At 73.6% G+C, this 17,545-nt stretch carries 19 protein-coding genes and 1 pseudogene; 15 read left to right on the forward strand and 5 right to left on the reverse strand.

Going from position 1 to position 17,545, the window contains the following annotated elements; genetic code table 11:
- Nucleotides 1-83 precede the first annotated feature (83 nt).
- From fdh to ABD352_RS09575, 4 genes and pseudogenes are all read left to right on the forward strand, one after another.
- Nucleotides 84-3,263: pseudogene (gene fdh, locus ABD352_RS09560) on the forward strand (formate dehydrogenase); the annotation flags it as partial.
- A 17-nt stretch (nucleotides 3,264-3,280) separates the two neighbouring features.
- Nucleotides 3,281-4,024 (forward strand): 4Fe-4S dicluster domain-containing protein, encoded by a 744-nt coding sequence (locus tag ABD352_RS09565; RefSeq protein ID WP_344611948.1) that lies wholly within the window; start codon nucleotides 3,281-3,283, stop codon nucleotides 4,022-4,024.
- The gene (nrfD, locus tag ABD352_RS09570; RefSeq protein ID WP_344611898.1) at nucleotides 4,021-4,911 is read left to right on the forward strand and encodes an NrfD/PsrC family molybdoenzyme membrane anchor subunit; all 891 of its coding nucleotides are present in this window, start codon (nucleotides 4,021-4,023) and stop codon (nucleotides 4,909-4,911) included. Before ABD352_RS09565 ends, nrfD begins: the two co-directional genes overlap by 4 nt.
- A gap of 1 nt (nucleotide 4,912) precedes the next feature.
- A complete protein-coding gene (locus ABD352_RS09575) occupies nucleotides 4,913-5,275 on the forward strand; it encodes an integrase (RefSeq protein WP_344611899.1) in 363 nt (120 codons plus the stop codon).
- Between the two features lie 21 nt (nucleotides 5,276-5,296).
- Here ABD352_RS09575 and ABD352_RS09580 read toward each other — a convergent pair whose 3' ends face one another.
- The 3 genes from ABD352_RS09580 to selD form a co-directional block, all read right to left on the reverse strand.
- On the reverse strand, nucleotides 5,297-5,698 hold the full coding sequence (locus ABD352_RS09580; RefSeq protein ID WP_344611900.1) for an RDD family protein: 402 nt from the start codon (nucleotides 5,696-5,698) through the stop codon (nucleotides 5,297-5,299).
- 40 nt (nucleotides 5,699-5,738) lie between these two features.
- Nucleotides 5,739-6,140: a DUF2752 domain-containing protein gene (locus ABD352_RS09585; RefSeq protein WP_344611901.1), complete on the reverse strand. Its 402-nt coding sequence runs from the start codon at nucleotides 6,138-6,140 to the stop codon at nucleotides 5,739-5,741.
- A 100-nt stretch (nucleotides 6,141-6,240) separates the two neighbouring features.
- Nucleotides 6,241-7,248 (reverse strand): selenide, water dikinase SelD, encoded by a 1,008-nt coding sequence (gene selD, locus ABD352_RS09590; protein ID WP_425553509.1) that lies wholly within the window; start codon nucleotides 7,246-7,248, stop codon nucleotides 6,241-6,243.
- Nucleotides 7,249-7,352: 104 nt separating this feature from the next.
- Between selD and ABD352_RS09595 the strand changes: the two genes are divergently transcribed.
- From ABD352_RS09595 to ABD352_RS09630, 8 genes are all read left to right on the forward strand, one after another.
- On the forward strand, nucleotides 7,353-7,997 hold the full coding sequence (locus ABD352_RS09595; protein WP_344611903.1) for a GntR family transcriptional regulator: 645 nt from the start codon (nucleotides 7,353-7,355) through the stop codon (nucleotides 7,995-7,997).
- A 29-nt stretch (nucleotides 7,998-8,026) separates the two neighbouring features.
- A complete protein-coding gene (locus ABD352_RS09600) occupies nucleotides 8,027-8,782 on the forward strand; it encodes a DUF1932 domain-containing protein (protein WP_344611904.1) in 756 nt (251 codons plus the stop codon).
- Nucleotides 8,783-8,929: 147 nt separating this feature from the next.
- Entirely contained in the window at nucleotides 8,930-9,883 is a 954-nt protein-coding gene (locus ABD352_RS09605) for an ABC transporter substrate-binding protein (RefSeq protein WP_344611905.1), read from the forward strand.
- Nucleotides 9,880-10,671, forward strand: a complete 792-nt coding sequence (locus tag ABD352_RS09610; protein ID WP_344611906.1) for an ABC transporter permease — start codon at nucleotides 9,880-9,882, stop codon at nucleotides 10,669-10,671. The genes ABD352_RS09605 and ABD352_RS09610 overlap by 4 nt, the downstream gene beginning before the upstream one ends.
- The gene (locus ABD352_RS09615) at nucleotides 10,668-11,435 is read left to right on the forward strand and encodes an ABC transporter permease (protein WP_344611907.1); all 768 of its coding nucleotides are present in this window, start codon (nucleotides 10,668-10,670) and stop codon (nucleotides 11,433-11,435) included. The genes ABD352_RS09610 and ABD352_RS09615 overlap by 4 nt, the downstream gene beginning before the upstream one ends.
- 11 nt (nucleotides 11,436-11,446) lie before the next feature.
- Nucleotides 11,447-12,217 carry an ABC transporter ATP-binding protein gene (locus ABD352_RS09620; RefSeq protein ID WP_344611908.1) on the forward strand — a complete coding sequence of 257 codons (771 nt, stop codon included), beginning with the start codon at nucleotides 11,447-11,449 and terminating at the stop codon, nucleotides 12,215-12,217.
- A gap of 69 nt (nucleotides 12,218-12,286) precedes the next feature.
- Complete coding sequence (locus ABD352_RS09625; RefSeq protein ID WP_344611909.1) at nucleotides 12,287-12,838, forward strand: PadR family transcriptional regulator; 552 nt, start codon at nucleotides 12,287-12,289, stop codon at nucleotides 12,836-12,838.
- The gene (locus ABD352_RS09630; RefSeq protein ID WP_344611910.1) at nucleotides 12,835-13,233 is read left to right on the forward strand and encodes a hypothetical protein; all 399 of its coding nucleotides are present in this window, start codon (nucleotides 12,835-12,837) and stop codon (nucleotides 13,231-13,233) included. The genes ABD352_RS09625 and ABD352_RS09630 overlap by 4 nt, the downstream gene beginning before the upstream one ends.
- Here the strand turns inward: ABD352_RS09630 and ABD352_RS09635 are convergent.
- On the reverse strand, nucleotides 13,220-13,366 hold the full coding sequence (locus tag ABD352_RS09635; protein WP_344611911.1) for a hypothetical protein: 147 nt from the start codon (nucleotides 13,364-13,366) through the stop codon (nucleotides 13,220-13,222). The genes ABD352_RS09630 and ABD352_RS09635 overlap by 14 nt on opposite strands.
- 288 nt (nucleotides 13,367-13,654) lie before the next feature.
- A complete protein-coding gene (locus ABD352_RS09640; RefSeq protein WP_344611912.1) occupies nucleotides 13,655-14,206 on the reverse strand; it encodes a helix-turn-helix domain-containing protein in 552 nt (183 codons plus the stop codon).
- A 36-nt stretch (nucleotides 14,207-14,242) separates the two neighbouring features.
- Here ABD352_RS09640 and ABD352_RS09645 point away from each other — a divergent pair, with 36 nt between their 5' ends.
- The 3 genes from ABD352_RS09645 to ABD352_RS09655 all read left to right on the forward strand — a co-directional run bounded on the left by ABD352_RS09645 (nucleotide 14,243) and on the right by ABD352_RS09655 (nucleotide 17,525).
- Nucleotides 14,243-15,139 carry an alpha/beta fold hydrolase gene (locus ABD352_RS09645; protein ID WP_344611913.1) on the forward strand — a complete coding sequence of 299 codons (897 nt, stop codon included), beginning with the start codon at nucleotides 14,243-14,245 and terminating at the stop codon, nucleotides 15,137-15,139.
- A 26-nt stretch (nucleotides 15,140-15,165) separates the two neighbouring features.
- On the forward strand, nucleotides 15,166-15,720 hold the full coding sequence (locus tag ABD352_RS09650) for a CGNR zinc finger domain-containing protein (RefSeq protein ID WP_344611914.1): 555 nt from the start codon (nucleotides 15,166-15,168) through the stop codon (nucleotides 15,718-15,720).
- Between the two features lie 191 nt (nucleotides 15,721-15,911).
- Nucleotides 15,912-17,525, forward strand: coding sequence for a methyl-accepting chemotaxis protein (locus tag ABD352_RS09655; protein WP_344611915.1), 1,614 nt, complete (start codon nucleotides 15,912-15,914; stop codon nucleotides 17,523-17,525).
- Nucleotides 17,526-17,545: the final 20 nt, after the last annotated feature.

The raw sequence follows: 17,545 nt of genomic DNA on the forward strand, positions 1-17,545 counted from the left end.
GGGTGTCGGACAGGAGCATCACCCGCGCCGGTTCGTCCATGCTCGCCACGCGTCCAGGGTAGGCAGGCGCTAGAGTCTTGACCATGGAGTGGCTGCGGCGGTGGCCCGTCTATCGGCAGCTGACCGGGTCGGATCCGACCGGCCGGGGCGACGCCGTGCGCTCACCGCGCACCGATGCGCTGCGGGCGCGCACGACGCAGGCCGACTCGGTGGCCAAGTCCGTGTGCCCCTACTGCGCCGTCGGGTGCGCTCAGCAGGTGTTCGTCAAGGACGGCAAGGTCATCCAGATCGAGGGCGACCCCGACAGCCCGATCTCGCGCGGGCGGCTGTGCCCGAAGGGCTCGGCCAGCAAGAGCCTCGTGACCAGTCCGCTGCGGGCGACGAAGGTGAAGTACCGGCGGCCGTACGCCACCGATTGGGAGGAGCTCGACCTCGGCACGGCGATGGAGATGATCGCCGATCGGGTGGTCCAGGCCAGGGAGGAGACCTGGCAGGACGCCGACGAGGACGGCGCGCCGCTCAACCGGACGCTCGGCATCGCCAGTCTTGGCGGGGCGACGCTGGACAACGAAGAGAACTACCTGATCAAGAAGCTGTTCACGGCGATCGGGGCGCTGCAGATCGAGAACCAGGCGCGTATTTGACACTCCGCCACCGTCCCCGGTCTGGGGACCAGCTTCGGTCGCGGCGGGGCCACGGGATTCCAGCAGGACCTGGCCAACGCTGACTGCATCGTGATCCAGGGCTCGAACATGGCCGAGGCCCACCCGGTCGGCTTCCAGTGGGTGATGGAGGCCAAGGCCCGCGGGGCGACGGTCATCCACATCGACCCCCGGTTCACGCGCACCAGCGCGCTCGCCGACATGTTCGTGCCGATCCGCGCCGGGTCGGACATCGCGTTCCTCGGGGGTGTGGTCAACCACATCCTGAGCAACGAGCTGGACTTCCGCGAGTACGTCGTCGCGTACACCAACGCGGCCACGATCATCGGCGAGGAGTTCCGCGACACCGAGGACCTCGAGGGGCTCTTCTCCGGCTTCGACCCGGACAAGGCCGCCTACGACCCGTCGTCGTGGCGCTACCAGGGGCAGGATCACCAGCCGGAGCACGGCGCCGCGACGCGGGAGACCGCGGCGGCGATGCAGCACGAGTCGCACGGGCCCTGCGTGCCGGCCGCCGTCGACCGGGACCCGACGCTGCAGCACCCGCGCTGCGTGTACCAGATCCTGAAGCGGCACTTCGCGCGGTACACCCCGGAAATGGTCCACGAAGTGTGCGGCGTGCCGCCGGAGCAGTTCGCGCGGGTGTGCGAGGCCTGGACCCGCAACTCCGGGCGGGAGCGCACGACCGCGCTGGTGTACTCGGTCGGCTGGACGCAGCACTCGGTCGGGGTGCAGTACATCCGCACCGGCGCCATCATCCAGCTGCTGCTGGGCAACATGGGGCGGCCCGGCGGCGGGGTCATGGCGCTGCGCGGGCACGCCAGCATCCAGGGCTCGACCGACATCCCGACGCTGTTCAACCTGCTGCCGGGGTACCTGCCGATGCCCTCGGCCGGCAAGCACGACACCTTCTCGGACTGGGTCGACTCGATCCGCAACCCCGGGCAGAAGGGCTTCTGGGGCAACGCGCGCGCCTTCGCCGTCAGCCTCCTCAAGGCGTACTTCGGCGACGCCGCCACCGCCGGGAACGACTTCGGCTACGGGTACCTGCCCCGGATGACCGGCGACCACGGCACCTACCAGACCGTCCTGAACATGCTCGACGGCAAGGTGAAGGGCTACTTCCTGCTGGGGCAGAACCCGGCCGTCGGCTCCGCGCACGGCCGGGCGCAGCGGCTCGGCATGGCCCAGCTGGACTGGCTCGTGGTGCGCGACCTGTACGAGATCGAGAGCGCCAGCTTCTGGCGCAACGGGCCCGAGATCGAGACCGGCGAGATCTCGCCCGAGACCTGCAAGACCGAGGTGTTCCTGCTCCCCGCCGCCTCCCACGTGGAGAAGGAGGGCACGTTCACCCAGACCCAGCGGCTGCTGCAGTGGCGGCAGAAGGCGGTCGATCCGCCGGGCGACTGCCGCTCCGAGCTGTGGTTCTTCTACCACCTCGGCCGGCTGCTCAAGTCCCGGCTGGCGGGCTCGCCGCTGCCCCGCGACCGGGCCGTGCGCGACCTGGCCTGGGACTACCCCACGCACGGGCCCCACGAGGAGCCTTCCGCGGAGGCCGTACTGCGCGAGATCAACGGCTTCGACGTCGCCACCGGGGAGCCGCTGTCCGGCTTCATGCACCTCAAGGACGACGGTTCCACGGCGTGCGGCTGCTGGATCTACTCCGGGGTGTACGCCGACGGCGTCAACCAAGCGGCCCGCCGTACCCCCGCCTCGGAATCCGACCCGATCGGGCTGGAGTGGGGCTGGGCGTGGCCGATGAACCGCCGGATCATGTACAACCGCGCCTCGGCCGACCTCGACGGCCGCCCGTGGAGCGAGCGCAAGCGCTACATCTGGTGGGACGCCGAGAAGGGCGAGTGGACCGGGCCGGACGTGCCCGACTTCGAGAAGACGAAGCCGCCGTCGTACCGCCCGGCGCCGGGCACGTCCGGATCGGCGGGCATCGCCGGGGACGATCCGTTCGTGATGCAGGGCGACGGCAAGGGCTGGCTGTTCGTGCCGTCCGGGCTGGTCGACGGGCCGATGCCGACGCACTACGAGCCGGCCGAGTCGCCGGTGGCGAACCCGCTGTACCCGCAGCAGGCCAACCCGACCCGCAAGCGTTACCAGCGCTCGGAGAACCCGTCCAACCCGTCCCGCAGCGACGTGTTCCCGTTCGTGTTCACCATCAGCCGGCTCACCGAGCACCACACCGCGGGCGGCATGAGCCGTACCCTCGACTACCTGTCGGAGCTGCAGCCGGCGATGTTCGTCGAGGTGTCCCCGGCCCTGGCGCAGGAGCGCGGCCTGGAGCACCTCGGCTGGGCGCACGTCATCACGAGCCGCTCCGCCATCGAGGCGCGGGTCCTGGTGACCAAGCGGCTGCGGCCGCTGCGCATCGAGGGGCGGCCGGTGCACCAGGTGTGGCTGCCGTACCACTGGGGCAGCGCCGGCCTCACCACCGGCGACTCCGCCAACGACCTCGTCGGCATCGTGCTCGACCCCAACGTGCTGATCCAGGAGAGCAAGGTGGGCACCTGCGACGTGCGCCCCGGCCGCCGCCCCCGCGGCACCGCGCTGCGCGCCCTCGTGGAGGACTACAACCGGAGGGCCGGCGTGTGAGCGCACCGCAGCGGATGGGCTTCTTCACCGACACCAGCGTGTGCATCGGCTGCAAGGCCTGCGAGGTCGCCTGCAAGGAGTGGAACGGCGTGCCGGCCGACGGCCTCGACCTGCTCGGCCTGTCCTTCGACAACACCGGCCAGCTGGACGCGAACTCGTGGCGGCACGTCGCCTTCATCGAGCAGGCGAAGCCCGACGGCGACATGCGCTGGCTGATGGCCTCCGACGTGTGCAAGCACTGCACCGACGCCGCCTGCCTCGACGTGTGCCCGACCGGCTCGCTGATGCGCACCGAGTTCGACACCGTGATCGTGCAGGCCGACATCTGCAACGGCTGCGGGTACTGCGTCTCCGCCTGCCCCTACGGCGTCATCGACCGCCGCGAGGGCGACGGCCGCGCCTGGAAGTGCACCCTGTGCTACGACCGCATCGGCGACGGCCTGATGCCGGCCTGCGCGACCGCCTGCCCGACCGAGTCCATCCAGTACGGGCCGCTGGACGAGCTGCGCGAGCGCGCCCAGGCCCGCCTGGAGGCCCTCGACGAGCCCCAGGCGCGGCTGTACGGCCACGACCCCGCCGACGGCGTCGGCGGCCAGGGCGCCTTCTTCCTGCTGCTCGACGAGCCGGAGGTCTACGGCCTGCCCCCGGCCCCGGTCGCCACCACCCGCGACCTGCCGCAGATGTGGAAGCGCGCCGGCCTGGCCGCCCTGACCATGGCCGCGGCGGTGGCCGTCTCCTTCATGGGAAGGCGCAAGTGAGCGACTCGTACTACGGACGCCCGATCCTCAAGGCGCCGGTGTGGCGGCACGACATCCCCGCGTACCTCTTCACCGGCGGGCTGGCGGCGGGCAGTGCCCTGCTCGCGGCCGGCGCCGACCTGACGGGCCGTGCGCGCACCCGGCGGGCCGCCCGCCTGGCCGCGCTCGGGGCCCTGGGGGCGAGCACCTACTTCCTGATCAACGACCTCGGCCGGCCCGAGCGCTTCCACCACATGCTGCGGGTGGCCAAGCCGACCTCGCCGATGTCCGTCGGCACCTGGATCCTCACCGCATTCGGCGGCGCCGCCGGGCTCGCGGCCACGGCCGAGGCCCGCCCCCGCCGCTGGAGCGGCCCGGCGGCCCGCCTCACGGATGCCGCCGGTCGCGCCGCCGGGGTGGGTGCCGCGGTGCTGGCGCCGGGCCTGGCCACGTACACGGCGGTCCTGGTCGCCGACACCGCCGTCCCGTCGTGGCACGAGGCCCGCGCCGACCTGCCCTTCGCCTTCGCCGGCAGCGCGCTGGCCAGCGGCGCCGCCGTCGGCCTGATCGGCGCCCCGGTGCAGGAGGGCGGCCCGGCCCGCGCCCTGGCCGTCACCGGCGTGGCCCTGGAGCTGGCCGCCACCCACCGCATCGAGACCGGCCTGGGCCTGCTGAGCGAGCCGTACCGGACGGGCAAGGCGGCCCGCCTCCTGCGCGCCGCCCGCGCCCTGAACCTGGCCGGCGCCGCGGGCGCTCTGCTGGGCCGCCGCAGCCGCGTCGTGTCCGCCCTGTCGGGCGCCGCCCTGCTGGCCGGGTCCCTGGCCACCCGCTTCGGCATCTTCGAGGCCGGCGTCGCCTCGGCCAAGGACCCGAAGTACGTCGTGGACCCCCAGCGCGGCACCGCCTGACATGCCGCGCCCGCGCTTGCGCCGCCTGCGCATCGGCCCCCGCGAGTTCGTGTGGCGCGCGGACATCCGCTGGACGCGGGCCGGCCTCGACTGGCAGCGCGCCGTGCGCGTCCGGGTCTGGGGCGGCGGCAAGACCGGCCGGGTGCTGCAGGCCGACCTGATCCCGGCGGCCCCGCCCGGCCCGTGGGGCGCGGGCGTGACGGACACGGCGTACCCGACCCCCGCCGACGTGCGCGCGCTCGTCGACCACGCCCTGGCCGGCGGCTGGCGGCCGGAGCTGCGGGGCGGGACGTTCCTGCTCTCCGGGCTCGCCGCCGGGTTCGCGCTGCCCGGCTTCGTGCTGGCCGGCCGCCCAGTGGCCTGAGCGGCCGGCCGCCGCGGTCGGTCAGCCCTTGACGACGAGGGTCTTGATGATCTTGTCGGCGATGGTCTGACGCTTGGCGTCCCAGAGCGGGAACAGGAAGCCGATGTAGCAGATGATGGCGTCCACGAAGTGGCAGATGTCGCGCACGAACGCCTTGCCGAAGCCGAGCGGCTGGCCGGTCTGCTCGTCGACGAGCTTCAGGCCGAGGGCCTTCTTGCCGATGCTGGCGCCCTGGCCGCCGAGGTACGAGCGGTTGTAGAGGGCGAACGCGAGGGCGAGCAGCGTGAAGAGGAAGTAGATGAGGCCCGGGCCGCCGTCGCTGCCGGGACCGTCCACGGCCATGCCGATGCCGATGAGAATCCAGATCGGGATGGCGTCGATGAGGCTGGCGCCGACGCGCTGGGGCCAGGATGCGTAGTTCATGGGGATATTGCTCCTCTGGGGGGTGTGGGGAACGGGCGGTTCAGACGAGTCCGAACCGGTGGAGCTGCAACGCCCAGCTCGCTGCCGCGGCGGCGAGCGCGGCCAGCTCGATCCGGCGGCGGGTGGAGGCGGACCACGGCACCGGCGGGGAGACCAGGCCGAGCCACCGCAGCAGGACGAGCGGGACCGTCACGGCGGTGAGGATCGCGAGACCCAGGACCGCGGGGTTGGCGCCGAGCGAGGCCAGCGGCCGCCCGTGCGTCAGCTCCACCGCGGCGGTGGTCAGCCCGCAGAACGGGCAGGGGATACCGGTGGCCCAGCGCAGCGGGCACGGCACGCCGAGGCCGGCGCCGGCGGTGACCGCCGGCCAGACCGTCGCCGCTGCCGCGACCGCGACGCCGAGGCCGCCGAGGCGCTCCGGTACCGAGTACTGTCTGCGCACCCTGAGACCCCGCTGCTCGCCGTGAAGTGATGATCTTAGGGCGTGATCCACGTCACTCAGGATCGGTCGAACGGATGATCCGGAGCGGGGGACGGGCTGGTCAGCGGATCTGCAGGGTCACCCCGGCGCCGGGGACGAGGTGGCCGATCACGGGGTGGCCGGGCAGCTCGCCGGCGACGAGGAGGCCGCCCGAGGTCTGGGCGTCGGCGAGCAGCAGCAGCTCGTCCTCGCTGGTGCGGCCCGGGTCGAGGTGGGGGCGGACCCAGTCCAGGTTGCGCCGCGTGCCGCCGCTCACGAAGCCGTCCGCGAGGGCCTGCCGCGCGCCGTCCAGGTAGGGGACCGCGGCAGCGTCGACGACGGCGGTGACGCCGCTGGCCCGGGCGAGCTTGTGCAGGTGGCCGAGAAGGCCGAAGCCGGTCACGTCGGTGGCGCACTCGGCGCCGGCGGCCAGGGCGGCCTCGGAGGCGTCGCGGTTCAGCGTGGTCATGGCGGCCACCGCGTGCGGGAAGGGCTCGCCGGTGGCCTTGTGCCGGCTGTTGAGTACGCCGATGCCGAGCGGCTTGGTCAGCGTGAGCGGCAGGCCGGGGCGGCCGCGGTCGTTGCGCAGCAGGCGGTCCGGGTCGGCCAGGCCGGTGACCGCCATGCCGTACTTCGGCTCCGGATCGTCGACGGAGTGCCCGCCGGCCACGTGGCAGCCGGCCTCGCGGGCGACGTCGAGGCCTCCGCGCAGTACCTCCGCGGCCAGGGTCAGCGGCAGGACCTCGCGCGGCCAGGCGAGCAGGTTCACGGCCACCACCGGCCGGCCGCCCATCGCGTAGACGTCGGACAGGGCGTTGGCCGCGGCGATGCGCCCCCAGTCGTAGGGGTCGTCGACGACCGGCGTGAAGAAGTCGGCGGTCGCGACCACCGCGGTGCCGTTGGAGATCGAGACGACCGCGGCGTCGTCGCCGTCGTCCAGCCCGATGAGCAGCTCGCCGGGGCCGTCCGGGGCCTTGCCGCCGACCAGGCCGGCGACCACCGCCTCGAGCTCGCCGGGCGGGATCTTGCAGGCGCAGCCGCCGCCGTGGGCGTAGCCGGTCAGCCGGATCTTCTCAGTCACGCCGACCAATCTATCCGATTGTCGACGATCAACGGCCCGGCCGGCAAAACCGCCGTACGGGATGCTCGCCGGATTGTTGACAATCTTGTGAAGGGGTTGCGACACTCGCGAATGTGGCCGCCGAGCAGCACGCCTCGCCGTCCGCGCAGGCCCGGGAGGCGCTGCGCGCGGCGATCCTGCGCGGGGAGTACCTGCCGGGCGAGCGCCTCGTCGAGGCCCAGCTGTGCCAGCGGCTGGGGGTGAGCCGGTTCAACGTGCGGTCCGCCCTGCAGGAGCTGGCCGCCGACGGGCTGGTCGAGGTGCGGCGCAACCGCGGCGCGCACGTGCGCAAGGTCTCCATCGAGGAGGCGATCGAGATCAGCGAGGTCCGGATGGTCCTCGAGGGGCTCGTCGCCGCCCGCGCCGCCACCCGGGTCACCGACGAGCAGGCCAGCGAGCTCGACGAGGTGGCGCTGCTCATGCGCCGGGCCGTCGCGGCGGGGGAGTTCCACCGCTACAGCGACCTCAACCAGCGGCTGCACGCGCTGATCCGGGCCATCGCCGCCCACCGCACCGCCGACGGCATCATCGAGACGCTGCGCGGGCAGCTGGTGCGCCATCAGTTCATGCTGTCGCTGCACCCGGGCCGGCCCGCCGTCTCCCTGCCGCAGCACGAGCGGATCATCGAGGCGATCCGCCAGCGCGACCCCAAGGCGGCCGAGGCGGCGATGCGCGAGCACATTGCGAGCGTCATCGAGCACCTGCGCGGCTTGCCGTGAGCGGTCCGGAACGCTTTGGAGGGGGGCCGGTGATCGCGGTGCTCGGCCTCGGCGAGGCCGGCGGGCGGTTCGCCGCCGATCTGGTGGCCGCCGGGGCTCAGGTGCGCGGATACGACCCGCGAGTTGCCGCGCCACGGGGCGTACACCCGGCGCGGGACGCGGCCGAGGCCTGTCACGGCGCCGGGGTCGTGCTCAGCGTCAACAGCGCCGCGGACGCCCTCGACGCCCTCGCGCAGGGGCTGCCCGGCTGCGCGCCCGGCACCGTCTGGGCCGAGCTCAACACCGCCGCGCCCGCGGTGAAGGAGGCCGTGCTGCGCGCCGCGGGCGAGCGCGCGGTGGTCGCCGACGTGGCCATCATGGCGCCGGTACCGCCCCGGGGCCTGCGCACCCCAATGGCCGCGAGCGGACCGGGCGCGGCCCCGTTCGCCGCCGTCCTGGGGCCCCTCGGCACGCCGATCGAGGTGCTCGACGGCCCGGTCGGCCTCGCCGCCACCCGCAAGCTGCTGCGCAGCGTCTTCTACAAGGGCATGGCGGCCGCGGCGGTCGAGGCCCTCGCGGCGGCGCGGGCGGCCGGCCTGGAGGACTGGCTGGCCGGCAACATCGCCGAGGAGCTCGTCAGGGCCGACGCGGCGACGCTGGACCGCCTCGTCACCGGCTCGGTCACGCACGCCGTGCGCCGGACCCACGAGATGGAGGCGGCCGCCGCGCTGCTGGCCGGCCTGGGCGTCCCGGCCCGGGTCGCGCAGGCCAGCAGGGACTGGCTCGAGGACCTCTCGACCGCCTGACGAGATCGTCGGCAGGATTGTGAACAATCGACTCTGCCAACATATACCGCCAGGCGGAAGACGTTCACAACATCGTTGACAATCGACGAACGTCGGTCCTAGGTTCGTCGCAGAATGCACCCCCCGCTAGGTTTGCTGAGGTTCCCCATGATCAGAAACCGCCTGTCTGCATTCCTCGCCCTCTCCACCGTCCTCACGCTCGCCGCCTGCGGCTCGGACCAGCCGGCCGCCAACCAGGCCGCCGGGGTCGACAAGGTCAAGGTCGGGGTCATCCCGATCGTCGACGTCGCCCCCATCTACGTCGGCAAGGCCCAGGGCTTCTTCGCCAAGCGCAACATCGACCTCACCATGGAGCAGGCCCAGGGCGGCGCCGCCATCGTCCCCGGCGTGGTCAGCGGCCAGTACCAGTTCGGCTTCAGCAACGTCGTGTCCCTGCTCGTCGCCACCCAGCAGAAGGTGCCGATCAAGGCCGTCGCCAACGGCGTCAACTCCACCGGCGACCCGGCCAAGGACTTCGGCCAGCTCATCGTCAAGGACCCGGCCATCAGGACCGCCAAGGACCTGGAGGGCAAGACGGTCGCCACCAACACCGTCAAGAACATCGTCGACACGTCGGTGAAGGAGATCGTGCGCAAGGCCGGCGGCGACGGCTCGAAGGTGAACTTCGTCGAGCTCGCGTTCCCCGACATGGCGGCCGCCCTGGACGCCGGCCGGGTGCAGGGCATCTTCGTCGTCGAGCCGTTCGTGGCCCCGGCCCTGGCCAAGGGCTGGCGCTCGCTCGGCGCCTTCGCCGACGTCGACCCGAAGCTGTGCGTGGCCGCGTACTTCACCTCCACCCAGCTCATCGCCCAGAACCCGGACCTCGTCAAGCGGTTCACCGAGGCGATGCGGGAGTCCCTCGCCTACGCCGACAGCCACGCCGACGCGGTGCGACAGGTCGTCACGACGTACACCACCATCAAGGCCGACTCGGCGAGCGCCATGACGCTGCCGAAGTGGTCGTCCGACATCGACAAGGCCTCCGTGGACCGGATGAACCAGCTGCTCGCCTCCGGCGGCGTGCTGAGCGCCCCGGTCGACACGTCCAAGCTGCTGCCGTGAGGCCGGCCCGGCTCGGCTCGTTCGGATTCGGCGCGGCCGGCCTGGCCGCGTTCGCGGCCCTGCTGGAGGCGCTGCCGCGGCTCGGGGTGCTGCCCCGCGAGCACTTTCCGCCGCTCAGCGTCGTCCTGCGGGCCCTGGGCGAGCAGGCCGGCCGGGCCGAGTTCCGCTCCGCCCTGCTCGGCACCGTGACCACCTGGCTGCTCGGCCTGGCCATCGCCGTCGCCGCCGGGATCGCCGCCGGCCTCGTCATCGGCGCGGTGCCGCTGCTGCGCGCCGCGACCGCCTCGACGATCGAGTTCCTGCGCCCGATCCCGTCGGTGGCGCTGCTGCCCCTGGCCGTGGTGCTGTTCAGCGCCCCGGTGCGCTCGATCCTGCTCCTGGTCGTCTACGCCTCCTTCTGGCAGGTGCTCATCCAGGTGCTGCACGGCGTGGCCGACGTCGACCCGGTGGCCCGGGAGACCGCCGCCTCCTACCGGCTGGGCCGCTGGGACCGGGCGCGGCACCTGGTGTGGCCGACCACGCTGCCGTACGCCATGACCGGGCTGCGGCTGGCCACCTCGGTCGCGCTCGTGCTCACCGTCACCGGCGAGCTGTTCATCGGCGGTACCGAGGGCATCGGCGAGCAGCTGTCCATCGCCCGCAACAGCGGCGACGACGGCGTGCCCGTGATGTACGCCCTCGTCGTCGTGGCCGGCCTGCTGGGGCTGGCGGCCAACCTCGTCACCCGCCGGGCCGAGCGCCTGGTGCTGTCGTGGCATCCATCGGTACGGCGGGAGCTTCCCCTGTGAAGCGCGTCCTCGCCGCCGTCGCCCTGCCCGCGGTCCTGCTGGTGACGTGGTGGTTCGCCAGCGCCGGCAGCCAGGACTTCTACCAGCCGCCGCTCGAGACCATCCTCCGCGTCTTCCCGGACACGTGGACCCCGGCCCGGCTGCGCGGCGACGTCCTGCCCAGCCTGATCCGCCTCTTCGCCGGCTACTTCCTCGCGGTCGGCCTCGGCATCGCCCTGGGCGTGGCCGTCGGCGCCGGCCGCACCCTGCGCCGGCTCGCCGAGCCGCCGCTGGAGTTCCTGCGGGCCATCCCGCCGCCGGTGCTCGTGCCCGTGCTCATCCTGGTGTCCGGCTTCAGCGACCGCACCAAGATTCTCGTCATCGTGCTCGGCGCCGTCTGGCCCGTGCTGCTCAACACCGTCGAGGGCGTCCGCGCCGCCGACGAGGTCCTCGCCGACACCTGCCGCACCTACCGGGTCCGCGGATGGCTGCGCCTGCGCGCCTTCGTGCTGCCCTCGGCGAGCCCGCAGATCGTGGTCGGCGCCCGCCAGGCGCTGTCGATCAGCATCATCATGATGGTCATCGGCGAGCTGCTCGGCACGACCAACGGCCTCGGGTACACCGTCATCGAGTTCCAGCGCGGCTTCCAGATCCCGCAGATGTGGAGCGGCGTCTTCGTCCTCGGCCTGCTCGGCGTGGCGCTGTCGGCGCTCTTCGGCCTCGCCGAGCGGCGCGTCCTGAGCTGGTACCACGCAGCGCGCGCCGCCGAGCGCGCCGGCCGTTAGGAGTGCCGCCGATGCTGGAGATCGAGTCGCTGCGCAAGACCTACGACGGGCACGGCCGCCGCGTCGAGGCCCTCGCCGGCATCACCCTGGCCGTCGGCGCCGGCGAGTTCGTCTGCGTCGTCGGCCCGTCCGGCTGCGGCAAGACCACGCTGCTGCGCTGCCTGGGCGGCCTGCTGCGGCCGACCTCGGGCGAGGTCCGGGTGGCCGGCGCGACGGTCGCCGGCCCGCCCGACGGCCTGGCGATCGTCTTCCAGGAGTACGGCCGCAGCCTCATGCCCTGGCTGCGGGTGGCCGAGAACGTCGAGCTGCCGCTGAAGGCCAAGGGCCTGCCGCGGGCCGAGCGGCGCGGGCTCGTCGCCTCGGCCCTCGCCTCCGTCGGCCTCGCCGACGCCGGGCGGGCCTATCCGTGGCAGCTGTCCGGCGGCATGCAGCAGCGCGTGGCGATCGCCCGGGCCATCGCCTTCCAGCCGCGGGTGCTGCTCATGGACGAGCCCTTCGCCGCGGTGGACGCCCAGACCCGGGCCGACCTGGAGGACCTGGTGCGGTCGCTCTGGCAGGCGACCGGGGTGACCCTGCTGTTCGTCACGCACGACATCGACGAGGCGGTGTACCTCGGCCAGCGCGTGGTCGTCCTGTCGTCCTCGCCGACGCGTGTCCTGGAGGACCTGCCGGTCCCGCTGCCCGGCGAGCGCGACCAGCTCACCACCCGCTCCGACTCCCGGTTCGTGGAGATGCGCACCCACCTGTACGCCAGCATCCAGAAGGCCAAGAGCGCGACCTGACCGGGCGCGAGCTTGACCTTGGCTTCCCGGAGGGCCAATATATCTGGCAGATATATTGGGGGTGCGGGGATGGCGCGGTCGAGTCAGACCGAGATGGCGGTGCTCGGCGCGCTCAGCGTCGAGCCGATGACCGGGTACGCGCTGCGCGAGGCCATCCGCGACGTGCTCGGCCACTTCTGGAGCGAGAGCTTCGGGCAGATCTACCCGACCCTCAACGACCTGGAGGCGCGCGGGCTCGTGGTCCGCACGGGCGGCGCGCGGGCCCGGTCCTCGACGTTCGCGGTCACGCCGGACGGGGCGCGGCGGCTGCGGGAGCTGCTCAGCGAGCCGATCCAGGCGGTGCCGCCGCGCAACGGGCTGATGCTGCGGCTGTTCTTCGGGCGGATGCTCGGCGTCGACGCCTGCCGCGAGCTGATCGCCGCCACCCGCGCCGACGCCGAGCGGCGGCTGCGGGAGATGGACCGGCTCGCCGCCGAGGTTGCCGGCGAGCCGCAGTACTCGGACGATGCGCCGTTCTGGCGCCTCACCATCTCCGCGGGCCGGCACACCGCCGAGGCCGCGATCGCGTGGGCGGACGAGAGCCTCGCCGCCCTGGACGACATGGACAGGAGCTCCCGTTGACGACGTCTGCTTCCCGCCCGGCCGCGCTCGCCGCGACCGCCGGTTGCCTGGTGATGATCGCCTTCCAGCTGTCGCTGGCGGCGGGCGCGCCGTTCGGCCGCGCGGCGTGGGGCGGCGCGCATCCGGGCCGGCTGCCCGCCGACCTGCGCGTGTCCAGCGCGTTCGCGGTCGTCGTCTGGGCCGTCGCCGCGCTCGTGCTCGCGCGGCGGGCGGGGCTGACCAGCGTGCCGCCGGCCGGGTTCGCCCGGGTCGCCACGTGGGTGCTGGGCGGGCTGGTCCTGCTCGGCGCGCTGCCGAACTTCGCGTCGCCGAGCGGCTGGGAGCGTTACCTCTGGGGGCCGTTCGCGGTGCTGCTGGCGATCCTGTGCTTCGCCGCGGCGGCTAACCGCCGATGAGGACGCGGACCACGGGGTCCGGGTCGCCGTCGCGGACGGCCAGGGAGGTGACCAGGGCCAGGCTGGGGTCGCGGAACGGCACGAAGGCCACCCGGTCGGCGCGCAGCATGCGGGCGTGGGCCGCATAGGCCACCGTCCACAGGCTCTCGTCCGCGCCGATGGCGGCCAGGGTGTCCTGCAGCGTCCCGGCCGGCGCCCCCGGCCGCGGCTCGCCTGCGACAGGCGCTCGAGGACCTGGTCCAGGTGGCCGCCCAGGCCCGTGCTCGTGCCCAGGCGGACGGTGCGCCGGTCCGGGTGGGCGAGGGCGAGGGCCCGGTCGGCGGCGGCGAGGACCTCGCGGGCCGCCGGCAGGAAGATTGGCATGCCCTCGTCACACCGGCTCGGGCGGCGGCGACCAAGACGCAGGAACCTCGCGCAGCGATCAGGAGTCGTGATCGTGCCGGGCGACATCGTGCATGGGAAACAGCACCGGGCTCAGCAGGTGCTGCTCCCGGCCATCGCCCGGTTCGTGGGCCAGGTGCGGCACGATCGCGGCGCGCATGCCGGCGATGAGCTCCTCGCGCTCCGCCGCGGTCAGCCACAGCGCGTGCTGGCGGTAGCCGACCTGGTCGCGGGCAGGGTCGGCGGCGGGGTCGTCGAGGTAGGCGGAGTACTCGGCCAGCAGCGCCGCCATGGCCGCGGCGAACGCCCGCCGGTGCTCCTCGACGGTGGCCGCGGCCGCGCGCTCGGCGGAGACCGTCGCGCGGGCCGGCTGCAGGCGGTAGTGGCGCTCCACGAAGCCGCGCACCCGCTGCTGGCCCGCCTCCTCCAGGATGCCGGCCTCGGCGAGGAGGGCGACGTGGCGGTACACCGTGGCCTTGGACGCGTCCGGGATCCGGTCGCACAGCTGTTGCGTGGTCAGGGAGCGGCCGCCGGCCAGCGAGTGCACGATGCGCAGCCGGACCGGGTGCAGCAGCAGTTCGACGGGGTCCATTGGCTAATGTTCGCATGACTGCTAATGTTCGCAGACATGAGAACAATGCCGAGGGGTGCCGCCGTCGAGGTCGACGGGCGCCGCATCGCGCTCTACCGGGCCGGCGAGGGCGGGCCGCCGGTCGTATTCCTGCCCGGTGCCGGGCTGATCGGCCTGGAGTACGACAACCTCCTGCGCGGCGCCGCGGAGCTGACCACCGCCGTGACGTACGACCGCGGCGGCACCGGCTGGAGCGACCCGGTCCCGCTGCCCCGCCCCGCCGCCGACGTCGCCGCCGAGCTGCGCGCCGCCCTCGGTGCGGCCGGCGTCCCCGGTCCCTACGTGCTCGCCGGGCACTCGATGGGCGCCGTCTACGCCCGCCGCTTCGCCCAGCTGTTCCCGGCCGACGTGGCCGGCCTGCTGCTCATCGACCCGGGGCACGAGGACCTGCTGCGGTTCATGCCGCCCGAGGTGGTGGCCATGAACGAGGCGATGAAGCCCACCTGGGACGAGCTGCCGGACCTGACCCCCGAGCAGCGTTCGGCCTCCGCCGCCGCGCTTTCGCAGGTGTACCGCGAGTGGCCCGCCGACCTGCGCGAGGCGCTCGTCGAGCACCGCCTGGCGACGTGGCGCACCGGCATCGCCGAGGGCCGCAACCTGGAGAGCGAGGTGTACGCCGAGCTGGCCGCCGGCGGCTCGATCCCCGGCGTGCCGCTCATCGTGCTCACCGCGGCCGACCGGAACCCGCTGTGGGCCCAGCACATGCCGCCGGACCTGCTCGAACGGGCCCACGACGGCATCCGCGCCCTGCACGCCTCGATCGCCGCGTCCGCGCCCGGCGGCGAGCAGCGCTTCGTCGAGGGGGCCTCGCACCAGTACCTGCACGCGCAGCGGCCCGGCCCGGTCCTGGACGCGTTGCGGGACCTTCTCGCGCGGGCCCGGGGTACCGGTTAAACCGGTGTTAGCACTAGGGTAGCCACATGCTCTTCCGCCAGGGGGCCGGACGGCTGTGCCTCGACTTCATCCGCACGCTGCGCCACCGCGGCACCGGGCAGGCCGAGGAGGACCTGCCCGACGGCCCGGCGCTGTCCGCGTGGGTCGCCCAGTGCGGCCCCGTCGCCCCGGTGCCGGGCAGCGTGGTGCCGGCCGCGATCGTGCGCGACGCCCAGCAGCTGCGCGAGGCGGTGCACGCACTGGTCGGCGCCGCCCGCCGCGGCGAGGGCCTGTCCGCCGTGCCGGAGGAGCAGCGCGAGCGGGTGAACCAGGCGGCGACGCGCTCGGTGCCGATCCCGGCGCTGATCGGGACCGGGGAGCTGCGGTGGTACGCCAACGACCCCGTCACCGCCACCCTGGCCCTCATCGCCCGCGACACCCTGGACCTCGTCACGTCGCCGGCGGTGGATCGGCTGCGGGAGTGTGCCGACCCCTCCTGCCACGCGGTGTTCCTGGACGCCTCCCGCCCGGGCAGCCGCCGCTGGTGCTCGATGGACAGCTGCGGCAACCGCGCCAAGAAACAACGCCGCCGCGTGCACTGACCGGACCGTCGCCGGCCCATCGAGCCCTGGACACGCTCACCGGCCCGGCGGCGGCCGCACTGGCCGCCCTGATCGCGCCGCTGGACGTCTCAGCGGCGTCCCTTCCGCGCGCCAGGAATCCGGCCCACGCTGACTTTCATCGGCTCTGGGCTTGAGATGGGCGTTCGTGCGCCGATCAGACGTTTATGGTCATGGCGCTGCGTCGTTGGCGGATCGGGACCCGGGTGGTGTTGTTCGCCGGGGTCGGGCTGTTGTTCTCCGCGTTGCTGATGGGCACCGCGATCGACGGCTTCCAGACGCAGCTGCGCGCCGGCGAACGGGTGCAGGACGCCATGCGGCTCGGGCACACGGCGATGGAGGCCAAGTTCCGCGTGGCGGACATCTCCGGCTGGCAGACGGGGTACGCGTTCGACTTCGTGCGCGGCGTGCCGAACGCGCTGTCGGACTCCGAGGGGCAGCGCAAGGAGTTCCTCGACTCGGCCGCCGTGCTGCGCACCAACTACGAGACCCTCGCGCAGGCCCGGCTGAGCTCGGACGAGGAGACGCTGCTCGACAAGGCGCGGCAGGGGTTCGAGTGGTTCATGGAGATCGACAACCGGATCGTGACGGGCTACCGCACCGGCACCCCGGCGGCGATGGCCGCGTCCGACGCCCTCACCTCGGGCGAGTCGATCGACGCCTTCTACGCGGCGTCGGACGCGACCAGCAAGCTCGCCGACAAGGTCACCGCCGACGGCGTCGCGGCGGCCCGGGACTCGGCGGCGGCGGCCCGGCGGGGCCGCACCATCATGGTGGTCACCGGGCTCCTCGGCCTGCTCGCGTTCCTGCTGGTCGCGGTCGTCATCGTGCGCAGCATCCGGGTGCCGCTGCGGGCCCTGCGCCAGCGCCTGACCGAGATCGCCGACGGCGACGGCGACCTGCGCGTCCGGCTCGCCGAGGACGGGCGCGACGAGCTGACCGCCGTGGCCACCGTGTTCAACCGGTTCGTGGGCGGCATCGCCGGGGCGATGCAGGCGGTCGACCAGCAGTCCCACCGGCTCGCCGGCCGCTCCCAGGACCTGACCGCCGTCTCCGGCGGCCTGGCCGACTCGGCCGAGCAGACGAGCCGCCGCGCCGCCGCCACGAGCACGTCCGCCGGCGCGATCTCCGGCAACGTCCAGGCGGTCGCGGCCGGCGCCGAGCAGATGGGCGCCTCGATCGGCGAGATCGCCCGCAGCGCCGGCGAGGCCGCCCGCGTCACCGCGGACGCCGCCGAGGTCTCCGGCCAGGTGACCGGCATCGTCGGCAAGCTCAGCGATTCGAGCCGGCAGATCGGCGAGATCGCCAAGGTGATCAGCGCGATCGCCGAGCAGACCAATCTGCTCGCGCTCAACGCCACCATCGAGGCCGCCCGGGCCGGCGAGCACGGCAAGGGCTTCGCCGTCGTCGCCGGCGAGGTCAAGGAGCTCGCCTCCGAGACCGCCCGCGCCACCGCCGACATCGACGAGCGCATCCGCGCCATCCAGGCCGACACCGGCGAGGCGGTCCGGGCCATCGCCCGCATCACCGAGGTCATCGACCAGATCAACGCCCTGCAGGCGACGATCGCCTCGGCCATCGAGCAGCAGACCGCAACCACCGGCGACATGAGCCGCGGCATCGGCGGCGTCGCCACCGCCGCCACCGGCATCAGCACCGACGCCACCGCGGTCGCCGACGCCGCCCGGACCACCACGACCGGCGTCACGGCGGTCCGCGACGCCGCCGCGGACCTGGCCGCCGTCTCCGGCGACCTGCGCACCCTGGTCAGCCGCTTCCGGTTCTGAGCACCCCGAGCCGGCCGCGC

Origin of the sequence: Dactylosporangium salmoneum (genome assembly GCF_039532525.1) — a bacterium.
GTDB classification, from domain to species: Bacteria; Actinomycetota; Actinomycetes; order Mycobacteriales; family Micromonosporaceae; genus Dactylosporangium; species Dactylosporangium salmoneum.

Excerpts from the sequence above, each read along its gene's own strand:
- ABD352_RS09575 (WP_344611899.1), top strand. The coding sequence starts at position 4,913 with ATGCCGCGCCCGCGCTTGCGCCGCCTGCGCATCGGCCCCCGCGAGTTC.
- ABD352_RS09640 (WP_344611912.1), bottom strand. The coding sequence starts at position 14,206 with ATGGACCCCGTCGAACTGCTGCTGCACCCGGTCCGGCTGCGCATCGTG.
- ABD352_RS09645 (WP_344611913.1), top strand. The coding sequence starts at position 14,243 with ATGAGAACAATGCCGAGGGGTGCCGCCGTCGAGGTCGACGGGCGCCGC.
- ABD352_RS09625 (WP_344611909.1), top strand. The coding sequence starts at position 12,287 with ATGGCGCGGTCGAGTCAGACCGAGATGGCGGTGCTCGGCGCGCTCAGC.
- ABD352_RS09655 (WP_344611915.1), top strand. The coding sequence starts at position 15,912 with ATGGCGCTGCGTCGTTGGCGGATCGGGACCCGGGTGGTGTTGTTCGCC.
- ABD352_RS09605 (WP_344611905.1), top strand. The coding sequence starts at position 8,930 with ATGATCAGAAACCGCCTGTCTGCATTCCTCGCCCTCTCCACCGTCCTC.
- ABD352_RS09565 (WP_344611948.1), top strand. The coding sequence starts at position 3,281 with ATGGGCTTCTTCACCGACACCAGCGTGTGCATCGGCTGCAAGGCCTGC.
- ABD352_RS09650 (WP_344611914.1), top strand. The coding sequence starts at position 15,166 with ATGCTCTTCCGCCAGGGGGCCGGACGGCTGTGCCTCGACTTCATCCGC.
- ABD352_RS09620 (WP_344611908.1), top strand. The coding sequence starts at position 11,447 with ATGCTGGAGATCGAGTCGCTGCGCAAGACCTACGACGGGCACGGCCGC.
- ABD352_RS09580 (WP_344611900.1), bottom strand. The coding sequence starts at position 5,698 with ATGAACTACGCATCCTGGCCCCAGCGCGTCGGCGCCAGCCTCATCGAC.